The sequence below is a fragment of the Aeromonas sp. Prich7-2 genome, assembly GCF_017939255.1.
Taxonomy (GTDB): Bacteria; Pseudomonadota; Gammaproteobacteria; order Enterobacterales; family Aeromonadaceae; genus Aeromonas; species Aeromonas caviae.
Window position 1 is genome coordinate 15,659 of the sequence record NZ_JAGKRI010000013.1, and the last position, 20,858, is coordinate 36,516.

The 20,858-nt window shown below is 63.1% G+C and carries 20 protein-coding genes and 1 tRNA gene; 15 read left to right on the forward strand and 6 right to left on the reverse strand.

Features of this window, described 5'->3' with window-relative positions; all coding sequences use genetic code 11:
- Nucleotides 1–18: 18 nt before the first annotated feature.
- From J9892_RS03650 to J9892_RS03660, 3 genes are all read left to right on the forward strand, one after another.
- Nucleotides 19–999: an ABC transporter ATP-binding protein gene (locus J9892_RS03650; protein ID WP_039038983.1), complete on the forward strand. Its 981-nt coding sequence runs from the start codon at nt 19–21 to the stop codon at nt 997–999.
- A complete protein-coding gene (gene oppF / locus J9892_RS03655) occupies nt 1,000–1,995 on the forward strand; it encodes a murein tripeptide/oligopeptide ABC transporter ATP binding protein OppF (protein WP_010674333.1) in 996 nt (331 codons plus the stop codon).
- Between the two features lie 450 nt (nt 1,996–2,445).
- Nucleotides 2,446–3,390 (forward strand): TerC family protein, encoded by a 945-nt coding sequence (locus tag J9892_RS03660; RefSeq protein WP_029314355.1) that lies wholly within the window; start codon nt 2,446–2,448, stop codon nt 3,388–3,390.
- 54 nt (nt 3,391–3,444) lie between these two features.
- On the opposite strand, the gene alr is transcribed toward J9892_RS03660, so the two are convergent.
- Complete coding sequence (alr, locus tag J9892_RS03665) at nt 3,445–4,671, reverse strand: alanine racemase (protein WP_201872437.1); 1,227 nt, start codon at nt 4,669–4,671, stop codon at nt 3,445–3,447.
- 179 nt (nt 4,672–4,850) lie between these two features.
- Between alr and J9892_RS03670 the strand changes: the two genes are divergently transcribed.
- Nucleotides 4,851–5,297, forward strand: coding sequence for an isoprenylcysteine carboxylmethyltransferase family protein (locus J9892_RS03670; protein WP_010674336.1), 447 nt, complete (start codon nt 4,851–4,853; stop codon nt 5,295–5,297).
- 73 nt (nt 5,298–5,370) lie between these two features.
- Here J9892_RS03670 and J9892_RS03675 read toward each other — a convergent pair whose 3' ends face one another.
- The 3 genes from J9892_RS03675 to J9892_RS03685 form a co-directional block, all read right to left on the reverse strand.
- A complete protein-coding gene (locus J9892_RS03675) occupies nt 5,371–6,630 on the reverse strand; it encodes a dicarboxylate/amino acid:cation symporter (RefSeq protein WP_041212843.1) in 1,260 nt (419 codons plus the stop codon).
- Between the two features lie 203 nt (nt 6,631–6,833).
- A complete protein-coding gene (locus J9892_RS03680) occupies nt 6,834–7,310 on the reverse strand; it encodes a hypothetical protein (RefSeq protein ID WP_041212844.1) in 477 nt (158 codons plus the stop codon).
- A 120-nt stretch (nt 7,311–7,430) separates the two neighbouring features.
- Nucleotides 7,431–7,507 (reverse strand) — tRNA-Pro (locus J9892_RS03685).
- Nucleotides 7,508–7,540: 33 nt separating this feature from the next.
- On the opposite strand from J9892_RS03685, the gene J9892_RS03690 reads away from it, so the two are divergent.
- A complete protein-coding gene (locus J9892_RS03690) occupies nt 7,541–7,855 on the forward strand; it encodes a hypothetical protein (protein ID WP_041212845.1) in 315 nt (104 codons plus the stop codon).
- Here J9892_RS03690 and J9892_RS03695 read toward each other — a convergent pair.
- Nucleotides 7,845–9,188, reverse strand: coding sequence for a dihydroorotase (locus J9892_RS03695; protein WP_041212846.1), 1,344 nt, complete (start codon nt 9,186–9,188; stop codon nt 7,845–7,847). The two genes, J9892_RS03690 and J9892_RS03695, sit on opposite strands and share 11 nt — an antisense overlap.
- Before the next feature lie 79 nt (nt 9,189–9,267).
- Between J9892_RS03695 and J9892_RS03700 the strand changes: the two genes are divergently transcribed.
- Nucleotides 9,268–10,152: a 6-carboxytetrahydropterin synthase gene (locus J9892_RS03700; RefSeq protein WP_161648123.1), complete on the forward strand. Its 885-nt coding sequence runs from the start codon at nt 9,268–9,270 to the stop codon at nt 10,150–10,152.
- A gap of 67 nt (nt 10,153–10,219) precedes the next feature.
- Here J9892_RS03700 and J9892_RS03705 read toward each other — a convergent pair whose 3' ends face one another.
- Complete coding sequence (locus J9892_RS03705) at nt 10,220–12,232, reverse strand: methyl-accepting chemotaxis protein (protein ID WP_041212848.1); 2,013 nt, start codon at nt 12,230–12,232, stop codon at nt 10,220–10,222.
- Nucleotides 12,233–12,488: 256 nt separating this feature from the next.
- Here J9892_RS03705 and hinT point away from each other — a divergent pair, with 256 nt between their 5' ends.
- The 9 genes from hinT (at nt 12,489) to secF (ending at nt 20,637) form a co-directional block, all read left to right on the forward strand.
- Complete coding sequence (hinT, locus tag J9892_RS03710) at nt 12,489–12,839, forward strand: purine nucleoside phosphoramidase (protein WP_010674343.1); 351 nt, start codon at nt 12,489–12,491, stop codon at nt 12,837–12,839.
- Nucleotides 12,839–14,260, forward strand: coding sequence for a hypothetical protein (locus J9892_RS03715; RefSeq protein WP_041212849.1), 1,422 nt, complete (start codon nt 12,839–12,841; stop codon nt 14,258–14,260). Before hinT ends, J9892_RS03715 begins: the two co-directional genes overlap by 1 nt.
- A gap of 68 nt (nt 14,261–14,328) precedes the next feature.
- Entirely contained in the window at nt 14,329–14,727 is a 399-nt protein-coding gene (locus J9892_RS03720) for a YcfL family protein (RefSeq protein WP_041212850.1), read from the forward strand.
- Nucleotides 14,727–15,323, forward strand: coding sequence for a penicillin-binding protein activator LpoB (gene lpoB / locus J9892_RS03725; protein ID WP_010674346.1), 597 nt, complete (start codon nt 14,727–14,729; stop codon nt 15,321–15,323). Before J9892_RS03720 ends, lpoB begins: the two co-directional genes overlap by 1 nt.
- Nucleotides 15,313–16,176: a phosphotransferase gene (locus tag J9892_RS03730; RefSeq protein ID WP_041212851.1), complete on the forward strand. Its 864-nt coding sequence runs from the start codon at nt 15,313–15,315 to the stop codon at nt 16,174–16,176. Before lpoB ends, J9892_RS03730 begins: the two co-directional genes overlap by 11 nt.
- Before the next feature lie 51 nt (nt 16,177–16,227).
- Nucleotides 16,228–17,088: a DUF6279 family lipoprotein gene (locus J9892_RS03735; RefSeq protein ID WP_041215412.1), complete on the forward strand. Its 861-nt coding sequence runs from the start codon at nt 16,228–16,230 to the stop codon at nt 17,086–17,088.
- 106 nt (nt 17,089–17,194) lie between these two features.
- Nucleotides 17,195–17,662 (forward strand): hypothetical protein, encoded by a 468-nt coding sequence (locus J9892_RS03740; protein ID WP_041212852.1) that lies wholly within the window; start codon nt 17,195–17,197, stop codon nt 17,660–17,662.
- A 148-nt stretch (nt 17,663–17,810) separates the two neighbouring features.
- Nucleotides 17,811–19,613, forward strand: coding sequence for a protein translocase subunit SecD (gene secD, locus J9892_RS03745; RefSeq protein WP_029314367.1), 1,803 nt, complete (start codon nt 17,811–17,813; stop codon nt 19,611–19,613).
- Between the two features lie 109 nt (nt 19,614–19,722).
- Nucleotides 19,723–20,637 carry a protein translocase subunit SecF gene (gene secF / locus J9892_RS03750; protein ID WP_029314368.1) on the forward strand — a complete coding sequence of 305 codons (915 nt, stop codon included), beginning with the start codon at nt 19,723–19,725 and terminating at the stop codon, nt 20,635–20,637.
- The last annotated feature ends 221 nt before the right edge of the window (nt 20,638–20,858 follow it).

The window sequence follows — 20,858 nt, forward strand, 5'->3', positions numbered from 1 at the left end:
GCGATAAGGAGTACTGAGATGAAATTACTGGATGTGAAAGATCTGCGGGTCGAGTTCAAGACCCCGGACGGCAATGTGGTGGCCGTCAACGACCTCAACTTTTCTCTTTCTGCTGGCGAAACCCTGGGGATCGTCGGGGAGTCAGGCTCAGGCAAGTCCCAGACGGCCTTTGCCATCATGGGGCTGCTCGCCAAGAACGGTGTCATCACCGGCTCGGCCAAATTTCAGGGGGACGAGATCCTGAATCTGCCGGAGCACAAGCTCAACAAGATCCGCTCCGAGAAGATCGCCATGATCTTCCAGGACCCCATGACGTCGCTGAACCCCTACATGAAGGTCAAGGATCAGCTGATGGAAGTGCTGATGCTGCACAAGGGGATGACCAAGGCTGCCGCCTTCGAGGAGTCGGTGCGCATGCTGGATGCGGTGAAGATCCCCGAGTCGCGCAAGCGGATGAACATGTATCCCCACGAGTTCTCCGGCGGCATGCGCCAGCGGGTGATGATCGCCATGGCGCTCCTGTGCCGGCCGCAGCTGCTCATCGCTGACGAGCCGACCACGGCGCTGGACGTGACGGTACAGGCCCAGATCATGACCCTGATGAACGAGCTCAAGCGCGAGTTCAACACCGCCATCATCATGATCACCCACGATCTTGGCGTCGTGGCCGGCATCTGCGACAAGGTGCTGGTGATGTATGCAGGTCGGACCATGGAGTACGGCCGGGTCAACGATATCTTCTATCGCCCGAGCCACCCCTATACAGAAGGCTTGCTGCGCGCCATTCCCCGCCTCGACACCGAAGGGGAAGAGCTGCCCACCATTCCGGGCAATCCGCCCAACCTGCTGCGTTTGCCCACCGGCTGCCCCTTCCAGGAGCGTTGCCACCGGGTGAGCGAGATTTGTGGCCAGCAGTCTCCGATCCTGACGCCGTTCAACGACGGACGGGAGCGGGCGTGCCACTGGGTATCGGATGCCATGATCAAGGGAGTGAACTAAATGGGTACTGACAAGAAACTGCTGCTGGAAGTGTCCGACCTCAAGGTTCACTTCCATATCAAGAGTGACAAGGCCTGGCCCTGGGCCAAGCCCTCCGCCCTGAAGGCGGTGGACGGGGTGACCCTGCGCCTCTACGAAGGGGAGACCCTGGGCGTCGTGGGGGAGTCCGGTTGCGGCAAATCCACCTTCGCCCGTGCCCTCATCGGCCTGGTACCGGCCACCGACGGCAAGGTGGTGTGGCTTGGGCAGGACTTGACCAAGCTCGAGCAGAACGCCCTGCGGGAGAAGCGCAAGGAGATCCAGATGATCTTCCAGGACCCGCTGGCCTCCCTGAACCCCCGCATGACCATAGGGGACATCATCGCCGAGCCCCTCATCACTTTCTACCCGACCCTGCCAAGGGAAGAGGTGAAGGAGAAGGTGCGTGCCATGATGACCAAGGTGGGTCTGTTGCCGAACCTGGTGAACCGATACCCCCATGAGTTCTCCGGCGGCCAGTGCCAGCGCATCGGCATCGCCCGGGCGCTCATCCTCGAGCCCAAGATGATCATCTGTGACGAGCCGGTCTCGGCGCTGGATGTCTCCATCCAGGCTCAGGTGGTGAACCTGCTCAAATCCCTGCAAAAGGAGATGGGGCTCTCCCTCATCTTCATCGCCCACGACCTCTCCGTGGTCAAACACATCTCCGATCGGGTGCTGGTGATGTACCTGGGCAACGCGGTGGAGCTGGGGACCGGCAAGGAGATCTTCGCCAATCCCCTGCACCCCTATACCAAGGCGCTGATGTCGGCGGTCCCCATCCCGGATCCGGATCTGGAGCGCAGCAAGGTCATCCAGATCCTGGAAGGGGACTTGCCATCCCCCATGAATCCGCCCTCCGGTTGCGTGTTCCGTACCCGCTGCCCGGTGGCAGGTCCGGAGTGCGCCAAGACCCGGCCCCAGCTCGAGGGCAACTTCGACCACGCGGTCTCCTGCCTCAAGGTGGACCCGCTCTGAGAACCTGTTAACGATCTTGCTGCGAGGCCGTGATCAAGGCTCATGCGCTGCTCGCTTGTTTGTAACAAAGAGTGCTCATGTATTCATATACATTCCGGTTCCTGCGCTGCTCTTTACCTTGTTGACGACCTCTCGTGACAGCTCGTCGACAGGTTCTAAGGAGAGCCATATTGCGAGGGGCGCCCAGGTGGCGCCCCTTTTTCATGGGACGGTGAAGATGCCCCTTGGCGTCACCTTTCGAGGCTGTTACTATCCGCGCAACAAGGGGAGTAACTTCTCGCCGGTTTGTCGTCATTACGGTGCACCCATATCCTGCAGTGCACCCGGCAGCCGGGCAGTCGATGTACATTGGCTGTAAGTGAGACCTTGCCGAGAGGCAAGGTGTATCTGCTCCAAACGCGAACCCACTGCCTCCCGGCCGTGGGTTTTGTCGTTTTGGGAGAAGTGAAAATGGGTGAATGGTGGATGTGGACCGGTTTCTTCAGCATAGTGCTGGTCCTGTTGTGGATTGATATCCGCTTTGTCGGTGGCGGCAAGGCGCACAAGGTGTCGCTGAAAGAGGCGGGCATCTGGTCTCTCATCTGGGTCAGCGTGGCGCTCCTGTTCAACCTGGCCATCTGGCTCTGGCTGGATCACAGTGCCGGGCGCGAAATCGCGAACCAGAAGGGGCTGGAGTTTCTCACCGGCTACCTCATCGAAAAGGCATTGGCGGTGGACAACGTCTTCGTCTGGCTGATGCTGTTCGGCTACTTCGCCATCCCGGCGGAGCTGCAGCGCCGGGTCCTGCTCTACGGGGTACTGGGGGCCATCGTGATGCGCGCCGGCATGGTGTTCGCGGGCAGCTGGCTCATCGAGCAGTTCCACTGGATCCTCTACCTGTTCGGGGCCTTCCTGCTGCTGACCGGTGCCAAGATGCTGTGGGCGGCCGACAAGGAGCCGGATCTCGAGAACAATGCCCTGCTCGGCTGGATGCGTCGTCGCTTCAAGGTGACCGAGACGCTGGAGGGGGAGAAGTTCTTCGTCTGGCGTGACGGTGTGCGCTACGCGACCCCGCTGCTGCTCATCCTGGTGCTGGTGGAGGTGAGCGACCTCATCTTCGCGGTGGACAGTATCCCGGCCATCTTCGCGGTGACCACGGATCCCTTCATCGTGCTCACCTCCAACATCTTCGCCATCATGGGGCTGCGCGCCATGTACTTCCTGCTGGCCGGGGTGGCCGATCGCTTCGCCCTGCTCAAATACGGCCTGGCGCTGATCCTGATGTTCATCGGGGTCAAGATGTTGCTGCTCGATATCTTCAAGATACCGACCGGCATCGCCCTTGGCGTGGTGGCGCTGATCCTGCTGGCCTCCATGGGGCTGAGTCTGCTGATGACCCGCAAAAAGGCGGCGTGAACGGCGCAGTAAAAAGGGCTCCCTCGGGAGCCCTTTTTCATGTCAGCAATTTGCTTAGCGCTTGATCTTCTTGGGGTTGGTGTAGCCCCAGACGGTGTACATGTCCGCCAAGAGGGCACCGTTGTACTCCTCCAGATCAGATTGTTTCACCTCGGCATCACCCTGGCGTCCGAACAGGACCACCTCGTCACCGGGTTTGATCCCCTTGATGTCGGTGACGTCCACCATGGTGGTGTTCATGGAAGTCTTGCCCACGACGGGGGCCTTCTGGCCATGGATCAGCACATAGGCCTTGTTGCTCATGGCGCGGCGGTAGCCGTCGGAGTAGCCCATCGGCAGGTTGGCAAGCCAGGAGTCGCGCTTGAGGGTGAAGGTGCGGTCATAGCCGACGGTGTTGCCCGCCGGGTAGTGGTTGACGGAGGCGACCTGGGTCTTGAACGCCATCACCTTCTTGTACTCGGTGTAGGAGGGAATGGTGTCGCCATAGATGATGCCGCCCGGGCGCACCATGTCAAAATAGGCTTCCGGCACTTCCAGGGTTGCGAAGGAGTTGGCGGCGTGGATGGTGAGCTTGCTGCGATCCAGCTTGCCGGCGTCGATGAGCCACTGGTAGTCCAGCTTGAACTGGGCCAGCCCCAGCTTGACGTCCTCTTTCTCCTCCACCGGGAAGTGGGTCATGATGCCGACCGGGGTGATCCCCTTGAGCTTGAGCATGGCCAGGGCATCGGCCTTGGCATCGTCCTGGCGCAGATCGATGCCGTTGCGGCTCATGCCGGCGGAGTTCAGGCCGATGTGCACCGGGATGTTGGTGTGATGGCGCTGGGCGATGCCGGCGATCCCCTTGGCGCTCTCCAGGCTGCCGATGAGCTCCTCCAGCTTGTAGGGCAGGGCCTGCTCCACTTCATCCGGGGTGGCGGCACGCACCCGCATCAGGCGACCTTCGAAGCCCTTCTCGCGAGCAACACGTGCTTCTTCGTTGCTGGCGATGCCGATGCAGGGGATGCCTGCCTTGACCACGGAAGGGACCAGCAGGTCGATGCCGTGACCGTAGGCGTCCGCCTTCATGATGGCGCAGATCTGCGGGCCCTTGTCACCGAGGCGATTTTTCAGGGTCTGGATGTTGTGCTCGAAGGCACCGAGATCCACTTCCAGCCAGGCGTTGGCGGCGGTCTGTTCCTGACCGTTGCGGTGGTCGTCGGCGAGCGGCAGATAGGGGGCGGCGACCGCCTGGCCGGCCAGCAGGCCAAAAATCAGGGTCGCGAGCAGTGTTTTCTTGTGCATGGGGCAAGTCCTTTCTTATTGTCTTGAGTTGAGGCTGGGCTCATCGCTGAGGCGAGCTGCGGCAGGGCTGGTCATAGCATGTTGCTATGCTAATGATATATTTCACTTTTTATCCAGATGCCGACTCTGGGAGTGTATCTCAACGGCGTCAATCGTGGCACGTGTTGCAGGAAGAAAATATGAAGCTGACGTTGCGGATTCCACCGTTGCTGCTGTTCGTCGTCATCGTGCTCGCCATGTGGCTGGGGCGGGGTGAGGGGAGGGCGGCGCCCCTGTGGCTGGTGCTGGTCGCCACGCTGTGGCTGGCGGGAGCCCTGCTGGGGGGCGGTGCGCTTCTGCATTTCTGGCAGCAGCGCACCACTGTGCACCCCCAGCGGCTGGAGAGCAGCCGGGTGCTGGTGACCCGGGGCGTCTATCGCATCAGCCGCAATCCCATGTACCTGGGGCTGCTCTGCTGGACCCTGGCGCTGGCGTGCTATCTGGGAGGCATGGCAGTGTGGCTCGGGCCGCTGCTGCTCTGGGGCTGGCTTACCCGCTTCCAGATCCTGGCGGAGGAGCAGGCGCTGCGGCGACAATTCGGCGATGCCTATGACGACTATTGCCGACAGGTCAGGCGCTGGTGCTGAGGCGCGGCGTGCCCCATCAGGCATATGACAACGGCCCGCAGAAGCGGGCCGTTGTCATGGGGGTCAGGGGGGATCACGCCTTGGCGGTGTCCACCTCGCCGAGGGGGGCGGTCTCCCCCAGGCTGTCTTCGCTCTTGGCCACCACGCTCGCGGCGATGGCGTTGCCCAGCACGTTGGTGGCGGAGCGCCCCATGTCGAGGAAGTGGTCGATACCGAGCAGCAGCAGGATGCCCGCTTCCGGGATGTGGAACTGGTTGAGGGTGGCGGCAATCACCACCAGGGAGGCGCGGGGCACCCCGGCCATTCCCTTGGAGGTGACCATCAGCAGCAGCAGCATGGTGATCTGCTGGGCCGTGGAGAGCTCGATGCCATAGGCCTGGGCGATGAACATCACCGCGAAGGTGCAGTACATCATGGAACCGTCCAGGTTGAAGGAGTAGCCCATGGGGAGCACGAAGCTGGCGATGCGCTTGTCACAGCCAAATTTCTCCAGCCTGTCCAGGGTCTTGGGGTAGGCGGCCTCGGAGCTGGCGGTGGAGAAGGCCAGCAGGATGGGCTCGCGGATGAGGGCGAGCAGTGTCAGGATGCGGCGGCGGATGAAGAGGCTGCCCATGGCGATGAGCAGCAGCCATAGGCAGCCGAGCGCCAGATAGAACTGGGCCATGAAGGTGCCATAGGTAGCGAGGATGCCGAGCCCCTCCTTGGCGACCATGGCGGCGATGGCGCCAAACACCGCGAACGGGGCGAAGTTCATCACGTAGCCGGTCACCTTGAGCATGATCTCGGCGCCGCTGGCCATCAGCTTGACCACGGGCTTGGCGTCGTCCCCCAGGGCGGCGGCGGCCAGCCCGAAGAAGAGGGAGAAGACCACGATCTGCAGGATCTCGTTGGTGGCCATCGCCTCGACCACGCTTTTCGGGATGGCGTGGGTCACGAAATCCTTGAGGGAGATGGCGGTGGCAAGCACGCCGGAGCTGGCGCCGTCATCGGGCAGGGAGAGGGAGAGCCCCACCCCAGGTTGCATCAGGTGGACCATGACCAGCCCCAGGGTCAGAGACATCAGGGAGGCGAGCATGAACCAGCCCAGGGTCTTGACGCCGATGCGGCCCACGGTGCGGGTGTCACCCATCTTGGCGATGCCGACCACGAGCGTGGTGAACACCAGGGGGGCGATGATCATCTTGATGAGGCGCAGGAAGATGTCGGTCAGCAGGGTGATGTCATCGGCAAAGCCTGCGGCCTGTGCGGGCGCGAGCAGGCGATAACCCTGCCCGGTCACGATGCCAAGCAACATCGCAATGAGGATGGCAACGGTCAACTTGTTCATTTTCATGGGGGAGTTCCGGTTTCGATAGGTGCAATGCCTGTGCAGGCGGCGAGGGGCCGCCTCAGTCCTTTTTTGTGATCCGGGCGGTGGAATCCAGACAGCCGGTGTGCTGGAGCATGCCTAATCGCGAAGGGGAAATCCAGTGACTTGTTTCGGAGTTTTGCGCTATTGTTAGCTGCATTTGATATGCATCTTGTGATTTATTTGTATTAATCGCTGTTTATTTTAATTTTTGCGAGATAAACGGCTTCCATGCTCTGTGCGTCCCGGGGGCTGGCCTCCAGGGTGAAGACGAGCAGGGCCGAGGTGCGATGTTCCACCTGCATGTCGTCCATGAAGGTGTCTGGCTCGTACTCGTCGAACCCGAATTGGGGGCGGGTCGGGGTGACCCTGACGGCATCCCGCGACAGGGTCAGCGTCTCGACCCGAATCCAGGGGTATCCCTTTGCCAGTGCCACCTCACCGGCCCGCTTGAGCACGTATTTGCGCGCCGTTTCCCTGTCCACCAGATCGTTTCCCACAAACTCCAGTTGCCAGCGGGCTGGGCCAAGCTGGGTCTGTGAAAAACCGGTCTGGCCATTCCAGAACGATTTTTCACTGTCATAGGCGGTGGCGCAGCCCGCGAGCTGGCCGACCAGCAGGGCGCTGAGGGCAAGGGTGCAGAAAGTACGAAGGGAAGGCAACATGATGCGGGCCGCTTGGCAAAGGGGGTTTTACTACAGCACAAAGGGATCGGAGAGACAATCGCGGTGGAAGACCATAAAAGAAAAGGCCTTGTCGTCTGACAAGGCCTTTCTCGGGGAATTTGGTCGGTGTGAGAGGATTCGAACCTCCGACCCTCTACACCCCATGCAGATGCGCTACCTGGCTGCGCTACACACCGACGGAGTCAGCTCGGCTGACGGGGAGGGAGTTTATGGAGATGCCCCGACCCTGTCAACAGGGGAAATTCAGGTTCGAGATCGTTTGCCTGCTTTGCGAGCAACTTCGGATCAAAGTGCGACCAGTGGTGCATTTTGTCGGCACCTCACCGCTGTCTTGCAGGAAAAACGGCCACCCGGAGGTGGCCGTTTGGCGTGATGCTCTCAAGCCGAGATCAGCGGTTGAAGGTGAGACGCTTGCCCAATACCTTGTCGGTGACTTGGCCGTTCTGCCAGGCTATTTGCCCGTTGACCAGGGTCATCTCAAGCAGGGCGCGCTGGAAGCGGTCATCATCCAGATCAGCGGTTGAAGGTGAGTCGCTTGCCCAATACCTTGTCGGTGACTTGGCCGTTCTGCCAGGCTATTTGTCCGTTCACCAGGGTCATCTCGATGGTGCTCTGGAAGCGGTAGCCGTTGAACGGGGACCAGCCGCACAGGTAGAGCAGGTTGCTGTCGGTGACCACGTAGGGCTTGCCGAGATCCAGCAGCACCAGGTCGGCGAAGTAACCTTCCCGGATGTAGCCGCGATCCTGCACCTGGAAGCGCTCGGCCACCGCGTGGGAGGTCTTCTTGACGATGGTTTCCAGCGAGAAGACGCCGTTGTGGTAGAGCTCCAGCAGCGCCTGCAGGGAGTGCTGCACCAGGGGCACGCCGGAGGGCGCCTTGAAGTAGCTGTTCTGCTTCTCTTCCCAGGTGTGGGGAGCGTGGTCGGTGGCGATGATGTCGAGCACGTCGTTGCGTACCGCATCCAGCAGGGCGTGCTGGTCGGCAGCGCTCTTCACCGCCGGGTTGCACTTGATCTGGCTGCCCAGGGTGTCGTAGTCCGCCTCGTTGAAGAAGAGGTGGTGGACGCACACTTCGGCGGTGATGTTCTTGTCCTTGAGATCCTTCAGATCCGGGGTGGCGGTAAAGAGTGAGAGCTCTTTCGCCGTGGTCAGGTGCAGCACGTGCAGCTTGGCGCCGTACTGCTTGGCCAGGGAGACCGCCATGCTGGAGGATTTGTAGCAGGCGTCCGCACTGCGGATGCGGCCGTGCTCGCGCATGGGCACGTCTTCGCCCCACTTGGCGCGAGCTTCGTCTTCCAGCACCTTGATGGACGGGGTGTCCTCGCAGTGGGTGACGATCATCACCGGGCTCTCGCGGAAGATGGCTGCCAGGGTCTCCTGGTTGTCCACCAGCATGTTGCCGGTGGAGGCCCCCATGAAGATCTTGATGCCGCAGGACTGCTTGGGATCGAGCTTCTTGATCTCTTCCAGGTTGTCGTTGGTGGCACCCAGGTAGAAGCTGTAGTTGGCGGCGGCGGAGTTGGCGGCGATCTGGTATTTGGCTTCGAGGGCTTCGATGGTGGTGGTCTGGGGATTGACGTTGGGCATTTCCATGAAGCTGGTGGTGCCACCGGCCACGGCGGCCCGGGATTCACTGGCGATGGTTCCCTTGTGGGTCAGGCCGGGTTCCCGGAAGTGGACCTGATCATCGATCATCCCGGGGATGAGATGACGGCCCGTTGCATCGATCACCACGGCATCGGGGGCACTGATGTCCGGGGCGACGCGGGCGATCCGCTCACCCTCGATCAGGACGTCGGAGGCATAGATGCGGCCTTCGTTGACCAGGGTGGCATTCTTGATAAGCAATTTGTTCATGGGGGAGTCCGGTTCCTTTGTCAGTGATCGCGGGTCATAATAGCGCAAACCGCCCTTTCTCTGTAGCAAGGCCTGAGTAATGAAGTTATTTGTTAGAGATTTGACTGTGATCGATTCCAGCTATTTATGCGAGCGCCGCGGCATGGTGGGCGAGAGCTGGCTGGTGGACATCGAGATGAGCGGCGAGCTCAACGAGATGAGCATGTTGCTGGACTTCGGTCGGGTGAAGAAGCTCATCAAGTCGATCATCGATGAAGAGGTGGATCACAAGCTGCTGGTGCCGACGGAATGTCCCCTGGTCCATGTCCACGCGCTGGACAACGACGAGAGTACCGTGGATCTGCTGCGTCCGGGTCGCGCCATCCACCTGCGCTGCCCGACCCAAGGGTTTGCCTTCATTCCCGCCCCCCAGGTGGATAAAGAGTCGGTGACCCGCTATCTGCTGGGGGTACTGGCCAAGCGTCTGCCCGGCAACATCAAGGATCTCTCCCTGACGTTGCGTTCGGAGCGCATCGAGGGCGCCTTCTACCACTACAGCCACGGCCTCAAGAAGCACGACGGCAACTGCCAGCGCATCGCCCACGGCCACCGCTCTCCCGTCGAGATCCTGGTGGATGGAGAGCGTGACGAGGAGCTGGAGTTCAACTGGGCCGAGCGCTGGGCCGACATCTACCTGGGCACCGAAGAGGACAGAGTGGCCCTTGGCGAACTCGCCCTGAGCAAGCGGGCCGAGGCGTCACTGAAAGAAGGGGACGCTCACTACATCGGCTTCAAGTACGTGGCGCCCCAGGGGCTGTTCCAGCTCGCCATGCCGGCGGTGGAGGTGGAGATGATCGACACCGACACTACCATCGAGCTGCTGGCCCACTACATCGCCCGCGAGGTGAAGAAGCAGGTAGGGGACAAGTTCGTCAAGATTGTCGCCTATGAAGGGGTCGGCAAGGGCGCCATCGCCTACGCCTGAGCCAGGTTCTTCGCTGCCATGAAAAGGCCCCGCCAATGCGGGGCCTTGTCGTATCGGGTCGTGGCCATCAGGCACTGAGGCGGAAGCGCTGGACCAGCCCCTCCTGCTGCTCGGCAAGGGAGTCGAGCTGCTTGCTGGTCTCGGCGACCCGCTCTATGCCCTGATAGTTGAGATCCGAGATGTCGGAGATGCGGTTGAGGTTGGTGGCGATGTCGGCGCTGGTGGCCTGCTGCTGCTCGGCGGCGGAGGCTATCTGGCTGGACATGTCGCTGATGAGCACCACGATGCCCTGTACCTCTTCCATGGCGTTGTTGGCCTGGGAGCTCTGATCCACGCAACTGTCCATCTCGCGGGAGCACTCCTGCATCACGTTGACTGCCCGGGCGACGCCTTGCTGCAGGTTCTCGATCATGGTCTGGATTTCGCTGGTGGACTGGGCGGTGCGGCCAGCCAGGTTGCGCACCTCGTCGGCCACCACCGCAAACCCGCGTCCCTGCTCGCCGGCGCGGGCCGCCTCGATGGCGGCGTTGAGGGCCAGCAGGTTGGTCTGCTCGGCGATGCCGCGGATGACGTCGAGGATGTTGCCAATCTGGCCGCTCATGGCGCTCACGTCGCCAATCACCTTGCCGGTCTGCTGCAGCTTGCCCGCGAGCTGGTGGGTGGTGGTGATGTTGCCTGCCATCACTTTGCGCCCCATCTCGGAGGCTTTCTCCACATCCTGCACCCGCTCCAGGGTCTGGTTGGCGGCCTGGGCCACCTCCCGCACCGAGGCCTCCATCTGGGTCATGGCGGCGGCGACCGAGGCGGTCTCCTGACGCTGTTTCTCCAGATCCGCCCGCACCGATTCGGTGGTGTGGCGGTTGTCGTGGGCGGCGCTGTTGAGCTGGGTCGACGCCTGGGAGAGCTGCTTGAGCACATCCCCCATCTGGTGGATCAGCAGGTTGATCTGGCTGGCGAGCTGGCCGAATTCGTTCTGGCTCTTGAAGCCGACGCGCTGGGTCATGTCACCCTGGGTCACCTCGGTCAGCACCCGCAGCAGCTCTTTCAGGGGGCGGCGGATGGCCTTGCCCAGGGTGAAGGCCACCAGGATGGCGACGAAGATGGCGATGGCGATGCTGATCCCCTGGGTCAGGGTACTCTGGGTCTGCACCCGATCGGAGGCCTGGATGCTGGCGTTCATCAGCTGCTGGCTCTGGGCGGTGATCCCCTCCAGCTTGTTCTGGATGCTGAGGATGAGCTGGCTAGCCTGCTTGCTCTGCTCGCGCATGGCCTGCTGCTGCTTCATCAGGGCCAGGTATTGGGAGAGCACGCCGTCATTGCCCGTGGTGTCGCGCACGAAGCCATGGACGTAGTGGCCCATGTTGTTGTCGAAGTCCTTGAGCTCCCCCTGGAGATCCTTGATGGTGCTGTTGAAGCCCTCGATCTGCATCTTGTTGCGCTTGAGCGCCGCCTCGATGGGGGCGGGGATGCTCTGGTTGAGGGCATCCATGGTGGAGAGCTCGATGGCGGATAGCTTGGTGGTCAGGGTCTCGGAGAGCATCTTGATGAAGCTGTCGTCGATGGTGACCATCATGTCCCCCAGGTTCTTCTTGAACTGGGGCAGGCTGACCTGGAACTGGCCCTTGGCCTGATTGACCTTGTGCAGCCGGGTGAGCAGGGCCTCGTGTTCGCCGGGCAGGGTCTGGGTCAGTTGCAGGTAGTCATCCACCAGCTTGACGAGGACTGTCATGTCCGCCTGCAATTGGGGATGCACCGCCACCTGCTGCTTGAGGCTGGCGACCATCTTGTCGACCTGGCCCTTGGCCTGTTGCAACTCGGCCACTTCCGCCGGCAGTTGCTTGAGATCCTGCTCGGTCAGCACGTCGGTGAGCCATTTGTTGGCGCTGAGCAGGCTTATCTGGGTCTGGCTGCTGGCGAGTACCAGCGGCATGGACTCCTGGGTCACCTGATCCAGGGCGCCGCTGAGTTCGCTCTGGCCGCGAAAGGTCAGTACCGCACTGGCGACCATGACGGCGACCAGGATGGCAAAGCCCAGATAGACTCTCTGTAGGATCGAGAGGTCTGACATTGTTTGTTTCATTATTGTCCCGCTGTCTGTGCAAAAGTCCCTTGCCTGAGTACCCCGTCCCTTTGATACCCTGCATGCCCCGAAGGGGATGCCGTTGTGGTTCGCGGGACGTCTCCTCGCTATCGGTATTCTTCACAATAACTGAAGCGATTGGGACAACGGCTGTGCCAAATGTCGGCTTGTGTCACACTTGGCGCGTTGCGGCGGCCTGTTTGGGAGCCGCTTGAGCTTTGTATTGAATTTTCTTTTTCCTATAAAGGAGTTACCCATGGCGCAAGAAACCATTTTCAGCAAAATCATCCGCAAGGAGATCCCCGCCGACATCCTTTATCAAGACGATCTGGTGACCGCGTTTCGCGACATCCAGCCCAAGGCTAAGACCCATATCCTGATCATTCCCAACGTGCTCATCCCCACCGTCAACGATGTGGAGCCGGATCACGAGCTGGCGCTGGGCCGGATGTTCACCGTGGCCCGCAAGCTCGCCAGCGACGCGGGCATCGCCGAGGACGGCTACCGCCTCATCATGAACTGCAACCGCCACGGCGGGCAGGAGGTCTATCACATCCACCTGCACCTGGTCGGTGGCGAGCCCCTGGGACCCCTGCTGAGCCTGTGATGCGCCTCGTCCCGTCGACCGGCCTGCTGTTGGCCGGTCTGCTGCTGGGAGGCTGTGCCTCCCAGTGGAAAGACATGTTCGTCTCCTACTCGGATCAGATGGTGCCTCTGCGCAACCAGCTGCTGCTGGGCCATGCCGCCGAAGCCCTGCCCGAGGTGCGCGAATCGACCCCGGGGGACGACACCTTCGTGCTCGACCAGCTGGAGAAGGGGCGCATCGCCTGGCTGGCGGGTCAGGACGGCCCCAGCAAGCAGGCCTTTGCCACCGCCGACAGCCGGCTTGCGTGGGAAGACAATCAGGCCGAGTACCGCCTGAGCCAGGGACTGGCCCAGGCGGGCAGCCTGCTCACCAACGATCAGACCCTGGCTTACCAGGCGCCCGATTACGAGCGCACCATGCTGCACCACTATCTGGCGCTCAACTACTTGCAGCGCGGGGATGCCGACGGCGCCCTGGTAGAGGTGCGCCGTGCCAACCAGGTGCAGGAGCAGGCCCTTAAACGGCGGGCCGACGAGGTGCGCAAGGCCGCGCAGGAGGGGGAGCAGGAGGACGAAGCCGGGGAGATGCGCCAGCTGATGTCGCGCGGCGCCCCCGAGCTCGATCGCCTGATAGGCCAGGTGAAAAACGGTTTCCAGAACGCCTACACCTTCTATTTCTCCGGCGTGCTCTACGAGGCGGCCGGGGATCTCAACGATGCCTGGGTCGATTACCAGCGCGGCTACCAGATAGCGCCGGACAACCAGAGCCTGCAGGATGCCTTGCTGCGCCTGGCCCGGCTTCGCGGCTCTCCCGAGGAGCTCAAGGAGACCGAGCAACGGATGGGCCGCAAGGCGCCGCCCTTGGCCAAGGATCAGGGCCAGCTGGTGGTGCTGTTTGAAGATGGCCTCATCCCGGCGCGCCGTGAGCTCTTCCTACCGCTGCCCATCTCCACCTCCAGCGGCGATTTTCGTACCTTTACCGTGGCGGTGCCCTATTACGACAATCGGGCCAGCGACGGCGCCCCGCTCACCCTGTCGGTGGGCAAGGGGGTGGCGCAGACCAGCGAGCTGGTGAGGCTGGAGGCGTTGGCGGCCAAGGATCTGCAGGAGCGGCTGCCTGGCATGCTGACCCGGCAGGCCCTGCGGCTGGTGGCCAAGGAGCAGGTGCGGCGCACCGCCGCCAAGGAGGGGGGGGATGTGGGCAACATCCTGGTGGGGATCTTCAACACCCTCTCGGAGCGGGCGGATACCCGCAGCTGGCTGACGCTGCCCGCCAAGGCCTCGAGCTGGCAGGGGATGGTCCCGGCCGGGAACGTCACCCTGACCCTGGGGGCGGGCAGCGCCATGCGTACCCTGCCACTCAGCGTCCACGCCGGGCGCACCACCCTGGTGTGGGTACAGCGCCTGGGGAGCGGGCTCACGACCCGGGTGATGCCCCTCTAGGGGGAACCGGATATGGCAACTCAGATGAATGACCGGTCGGGCCGACGGCCACCGGCAAGGAGAGCAAGATGAAAGCACAAGGGTTGGCCCTGGGCCTGGTTCTGCTGCTGGCGGGCTGTGCCACCAATACTTCCGGCGTGGCGCTCTATGGCGCGGCCGGTGCGGCGGCGGTGGCCGAGCAGCATCAAAACGTCAACGTCACCCTGACCGAACTCAGCCGGCGCCAGCAGAACGGCCTGTTGCAGGTCAACGTGGCGGCGGCCAGCACCCAGCGTGGTGACAACAGGCTGCAATATCTCTTCTACTGGTATGACGACGCGGGGCAGGAGGTGGCCAGCGATGGCCGCGGCTGGACCCCCCTCAAGTTGCATGGCTACCAGACCCGCACCCTGTCCGCCCTGGCGCCGAGCCCGGCCGCCCGGGGTTACCGGATTTACGTTCGCGAAGTGATGGAGGAATCCTACTGATGAAAATGAATCATGCCCTGCTGATCCTGACCGGCGCCCTGCTGCTGGGCGGCTGCTCCAGCACCACCGTCAGCTATGGCGATCCCACCGAGACCGAGACGGTGACCGTCGATTACGGCTCCTCCGACTTGCAGGCCATCGCCGACAAGATGGCGGATTCCATGCTGGCGTCCCCGGCCACCAGCGAGATCACCGCCGGGGGCCGCCCGGTGATGTTCATGGACTCCATCCGCAACAAGACCTCGGAGCACATCGACACCGAGGCCATCACCGACACTATCCGCACCAAGCTGCTGCGCTCGGGCAAGTTCCGCTTCGTGGACATGAGCAAGGTGGCGGCGGTCAAGCAGCAGCTCGAATACCAGCAGGGCAGCGGCATGGTGGATCCCGCCACCATGGTGCGGCTCGGCAAGCAGACCGGTGCCCGCTACATGGTCTATGGCAACCTCGCCAGCATCGTCAAGGACAACGGCAAGGTGAAGGACGTCTACTACCAGATGACCATGAACCTGATGGATGTGGAGAACGGCGAACTGCTGTGGGCCGATCAGAAAGAGATCCGCAAACAGGCCAAGAAGTCCACCTTTGGCTGGTGAGGACCCGCGGGGGCAGGGGGATCTGGCGGAGCTGGCGCTCCTCGCCAGCCTGCCGGCGCCCTGGGATCAGGGGCGCCTTGAGCCGCTGGGCCAGGGCCTGACCAACGGCAACTACCGGCTCTGTCTCCCCACTGGCGAGCAGGCCTTCCTGCGCCGCGGTCATCCGGATCCGGTGCGCCTTGGCATCGACCGGGCCACCGAGTGGCAGCTCTACCAGGGGGCGGTGGGGCAGGGGCTGGCGTTGCCCTGTCATCACGGCGATCCCGCCACCGGCCTGATGCTGCTGGCGTGGTGCGACGAACCCAACTGGGCCGAGCAGGCGCCGCCTCTCGCCGCGCAGCCCCGCCTGATGGCGGATGTGCTGGTGCGGCTGCACCGCCTGCCGGTGCCGACCGTGGTGATGGCGGTGCGGGCTCACAGCGGCGGGTATCGGCAGCGTCTGGCCCATATCCCTCCCTGGCTGCCCGCCCTGGAGCGGGCCCTGCTCGCGAGCCGGGAGCCGGACGACTGCTGGCTCCCTTGCCATCACGATCTCAATCCGGCTAACTTGTTGGGGGCGCGGCCCTGGGTCATCGACTGGGAGTACGGCGCCGCCGGTCATCCTGGGTTCGAGGTCGCCAGCATTCAGCGCACCCACGGCTGGAGCGAAGAGCAGCGGTGCCAGTTGGAGAGCTGCTATCTTGAAGCCATGGACGGGGCAGCGACGGGGCTGGGGCCCCGGGGATTCCAGGCCGATGCCTTCCTGCCCTGGGTCGATTACATCGGCCTGCTGTGGGCGCTGCTGATGGCCGAACAGCAACCCGGGCCCGAGTATCAGGCCCTGATCGACATCAACCGCCAGCGCCTGGAGTGATGCCCGGCAACGGCCCGCGCGACGCGTGTATTCAATGAATGGGAGGCATGCATGGTGACCACATTCTCATGGCGTCAACCGCGTAGCTGGAGCCTGCTGCTGCTCTGCCTGCTGCTGACGGGTTGCGCCACCCGGGTGATCTACTACTGGCTCGACTCGGCCATCGTCTGGCAACTGGACGACTACTTCTCCCTGGACCGCAGCCAGAAGAAGCTGCTGGACCAGGAGGTGAAGGGGCTGATGGCCTGGCACCGGCAGCATGAGCTGCCCATCTATGCCCGGGATCTCGACGCCCTGGCCAAGGCGGTGGCCAGCCCCATGAGCCCGGCCCAGGTGACCCTGCATCTGGACAGAACCCAGGCGAGCCTGACCCGCACCCTGGAGAACGCCATTCCCCGCACGGTGCGCCTCGCCAAGACCCTGACCGACGAGCAGGTGGCTCGCTTCATGGCCGATCGGGTGAAGCGCCAGCAGGAGCGCCAGCACGATTTTGCCACCCAGTCGAAGGCTGAGATGATCAAGGGCTTTCGGGAGAAGATGAACGAGCGCCTGGTGTTCTGGATTGGCAAGGTGAAGCCGGCCCAGGAGCCTCTCATCACGCAGTGGGCCGAGTGGCAATACGAGATGATGGCCCCCTGGCTCGACTTTCAGGAGGCCTGGACCAAGGAGCTGGATCGGCTGATGAAACAGCGCCAGAGCCCGGATTTCGGCCAGGAGCTGACCCGCTTGCTCCAGCAGGGGGACGGCCTGATGGATGGCCGCTTCACCGGCTACACGGACCAGTCCCGCCAGCGCACCATCCAGTGGCTGAGCGATCTCAGCCACTCCATGGATCTCTCCCAGCGGGCCCACCTCTACACCCTGCTCAAGGACTATGCCGAGGACTTCGAGGGCATGACCCGCAGCCGCTGAGGACGCGATGAGACAACACAAGGGCGGCGGGCCCCGGGCCTGCCGCCCTTGTTCTTGTGGGGCAGGCTGTGGTAGCTTGCCCTTTCTATTGTGTGGGAATTAACTTTTGAACCTGACCGACAACGTGAAACTGGCGGCGATGACCCTGCTCATCACCCTCGCACTGTTGTTCTCTACCCTCTCGGTGGAGGGGGTCAAGGTACCCGCGTTCCAGCCCTCGGCCCAGCAGGCCCACTCGCTGGCGGAGGGGGCGGCACCTGCCGACGCAAGCCCAGCGGCCCACGGCGTCAGCGGCAGTGACGATGGCATCGTCAAGTTCGTCGGCTCCCACCAGAATCACCTGCTGCGCCTTGAGCACTCCCTGAGCCGCGATCATCAGCCCGGCAGCGTGGTCTACGAGCTGGTGATGAGCTGGTCCCAGCAGGCGATCCTGCTGCTGCTGTGCGGCCTGCTGTTCTATGCCGCCCTCTTCTACCCGGGGACGAGCTTTCGCGATCACTTCGCCGGCATTCACAGGCGCCGCCTGCAGCGCCGGCATCTGCAGTACCGCTTCGCCCAGAGCTTCCTCGCCTGATCCCGATGGGGTCAGCTTGCCACCTGTTGCCTCATCTTCTCTCTGTTGCTGTTCACTTTTAGTGAACGGCTAGGCTGTCTTGTTTCATTTTTTTGCACGGTGCGACCCCGGTGTCGCCCCTTGCCATCGCCTGACAGAGGCCGATTTCATGAGAAAAAAGAGTCATACCGTGTTGAACCGCATGAGCCTGTGGCAGTACGCCCTGTTGCTGCTGATGCTGGTCACGTTCGCGTTCTATTCCCTGCCTACCTTCTTCGGTGAGCAGCCCTCCCTCGGTCTGCACGGCCAGTCGCGCCTGAGCGACGCGCAGCGCACCCTGCTGGCCGAGAACCACATCGACCCCCTCAAGCAGATCGCCCAGGGTGGCCGGATGGCGCTGGTGTTCGCCAGCCAGGGGGAGCAGCAACTGGCCAAGCAGTTGCTGGAGCAGCAGGGGCTGGACAGCGCCGCCCTGACCCTGGAGTTCTACTCCAACGCCCCGGCCTGGATCAGCCGGCTCGGCGCCGACCCCATCAAGCTCGGGCTGGACCTGCGCGGTGGCTCCCAGCTGCTGATCGGGGTGGACGTGGATTTCGTCATCGACAACCAGACCAAGAACCTGGTGGATACCCTGCGCACCCGTTTTCGCGAGGCCAACCTGCGCGGCGCCAGCGTGATGCGCACCGCCCAGGGGAGCGTGGCCGTCACCCTGCCCGACGTGGCGGGGCAGGAGGCCTGGCTCTCCATCATCAAGGAGAGTGCCGGTACCCGCCAGGATCAGTGGACACTGAGCCGTTCCGGCAACGCACTGACCCTGGTGCTGAGCGACGCCGAGCGCACTCTGCTGGTGAACAACGCCGTGACCCAGAACCTGTCGATCTTGAAAAAGCGGATCAACGAGCTCGGCATCGTCGAGGCCTCGGTGGTACGTCAGGGGCAGGACGGCATCCGCATCGAGCTGCCGGGGGTGCACAACCCCAAGCAGGCGAAAGAGGTGATCGGCGCCACCGCGTCCCTGGCCTTCTATGAAGCCAAGGCCGACAGCCGCTTCTTCATGGCGGATCGCAGCGGCCAGGCGGTGGGGCTGGCCCGCCAGCCGGTGCTGAGCGGCGAGCACATCGTCGATGCCCGCGCCAACATGGGGGAGATGGGGCAGCCCCAGGTCAACATCGTGCTCGACACCCTGGGGGGGAGCAAGATGAACCAGTTCAGCCGCCAGCACGTGGGCAAGCCCATGGCCACCGTCTTCACCGAGTACAAGACCAACGCCGAAGGCAAGCTGCGCGCCCGAAGCGAGGTGATCAACGTCGCCACCATCCAGACCGCCCTTGGCAACCAGTTCCGCATCACCGGGATTGGCAGCCTGCCCGAGGCCCAGGAGCTCGCCATGCTGCTGCGGGCCGGGGCCCTCACCGCGCCGCTGAAGATCCTGGAGGAGCGCAGCATAGGCCCGACCCTGGGTCTGCAGAACATCGAGGCGGGCTTCACCGCCCTGGCGTTCGGCATGGCGGGCATGATGCTGTTCATGATGGCCTGGTATCGCAAGTTCGGCTGGGTCGCCATCACGGCGCTGGTTGCCAACCTGCTGATGCAGGTGGGCATGCTGGCGGTATTGCCGGGGGCCGTGCTGACCCTGCCGGGGATCGCCGGTCTGGTGCTCACCGTCGGCATGGCGGTGGATACCCATGTGCTGATTTTTGAGCGGATCAAGGACCGGCTGCGGGAAGGGGGGTCTTTGGCCAACGCCATCGACTTTGGTTATCGCTCGGCGTTTCGCACCATCTTCGATGCCAACATCACCACCCTCATCTGCGCCGTGGTGCTCTATGCCATCGGCTCCGGGCCGCTGCAGGGCTTCTCCATCACCCTGATCCTGGGGCTCATCTCCAGCATGGTGACCGGCATCTGGGGCACCCGCGCCATCATCAACCCCCTGTGGGGCAACAGCCGCGCCAAGCTGCTGAGGGTATGACCATGAACCGACTTCATCACCATGACGCCGCACCCGTGAGTCTGTATGACCTGCGCACCGACCGCTTCCTGCCGGGAAGTCTGAACCACCTGACGTCGAGGGAAGAACAATGCTGAGAATGATCCTGGCCATGGGGCTGACCCGCTGGCGCTATATCGGGCTGTGGGCCTCCGTGCTGCTGACCCTGGCCTGCGTGGCCGTCCTTGCGACAAAAGGGCTCGCCCTCGGGCTCGATTTCACCGGCGGGATCCTGCTGGAGTTTCGCATCCAGACCCTGAAGGAGGCCCATGAGCTCAACGCCCTGCTGACGGCGCCCCTGGCGGGGGTGGTGGAGCTGCACGGCGCCGGTGTGCCCGGCGAGTGGCTCATCAAGCTGCCCCCCCACGCGCTGCCCTGGGCGGCGGAGGATCTGGCGACCATGCTGGGGCAGCAACTCGCCCTGCCGGTGGAGCTCTTGCGCACCACCATCGTCGGGCCCCAGGTGGGCGCGGAGCTGTTCCAGCAGGGGATGCTGGCGGTGCTGGTGGCCTCGCTCGCCATCTCCGCCTACCTGGCGGTGCGCTTCGAGTGGCGCCAGGCCATCGGCATCCTGGTGTCGGTGTTGCACGACGGTCTGGTGGCCATCGGGCTGCTCGCGCTCTTTGACATCGAGTTCGACCTCAACGTCATCGCGGGCCTGATGGCGGTGATAGGCTACTCCCTCAACGACAGCATCGTCATCTCGGACCGGCTGCGGGACTTGCTGGGGTCGCGTACCCGTATGGGGATCCACGAGTGCTCGGACGTGGCCATCAAGGCCACCTTCAGCCGCACCATGATCACCTCGGGCACCACCCTCTTCACCGTGGGGGCCCTGCTCCTGTTCGGCGGCGACGCCCTCTACGGCTTCTCCTTCACCCTGTTCGCGGGCATCCTGGTGGGGACGCTCTCCTCCATCACGGTGGCCTCCACCGTGCAGGAGCTGCTGGGGCTTTCCCCCCAGGCCTACCAGAAAAAAGAGGAGGAGCTGGCCGAGGCGGCGTGACCGGCGAGCGCCCCGTCACGGGGCACATGGGCGGCCAGTGCGGCCGCCCCGGGCAAAAAAGGAAGGCGAATGCCTTAATGCCGATCAGTTAAGGATCCATTGACCGATCCTCAGGCTGTGTAAGAATCCGAAACTCCTTGTTGGGTTTCGGATTTTTTTATGCGTATCGACCAAGCTCTCGACTTCATTCACGCCTGTCCTCCCGGAAAGTTTGAGTCCCT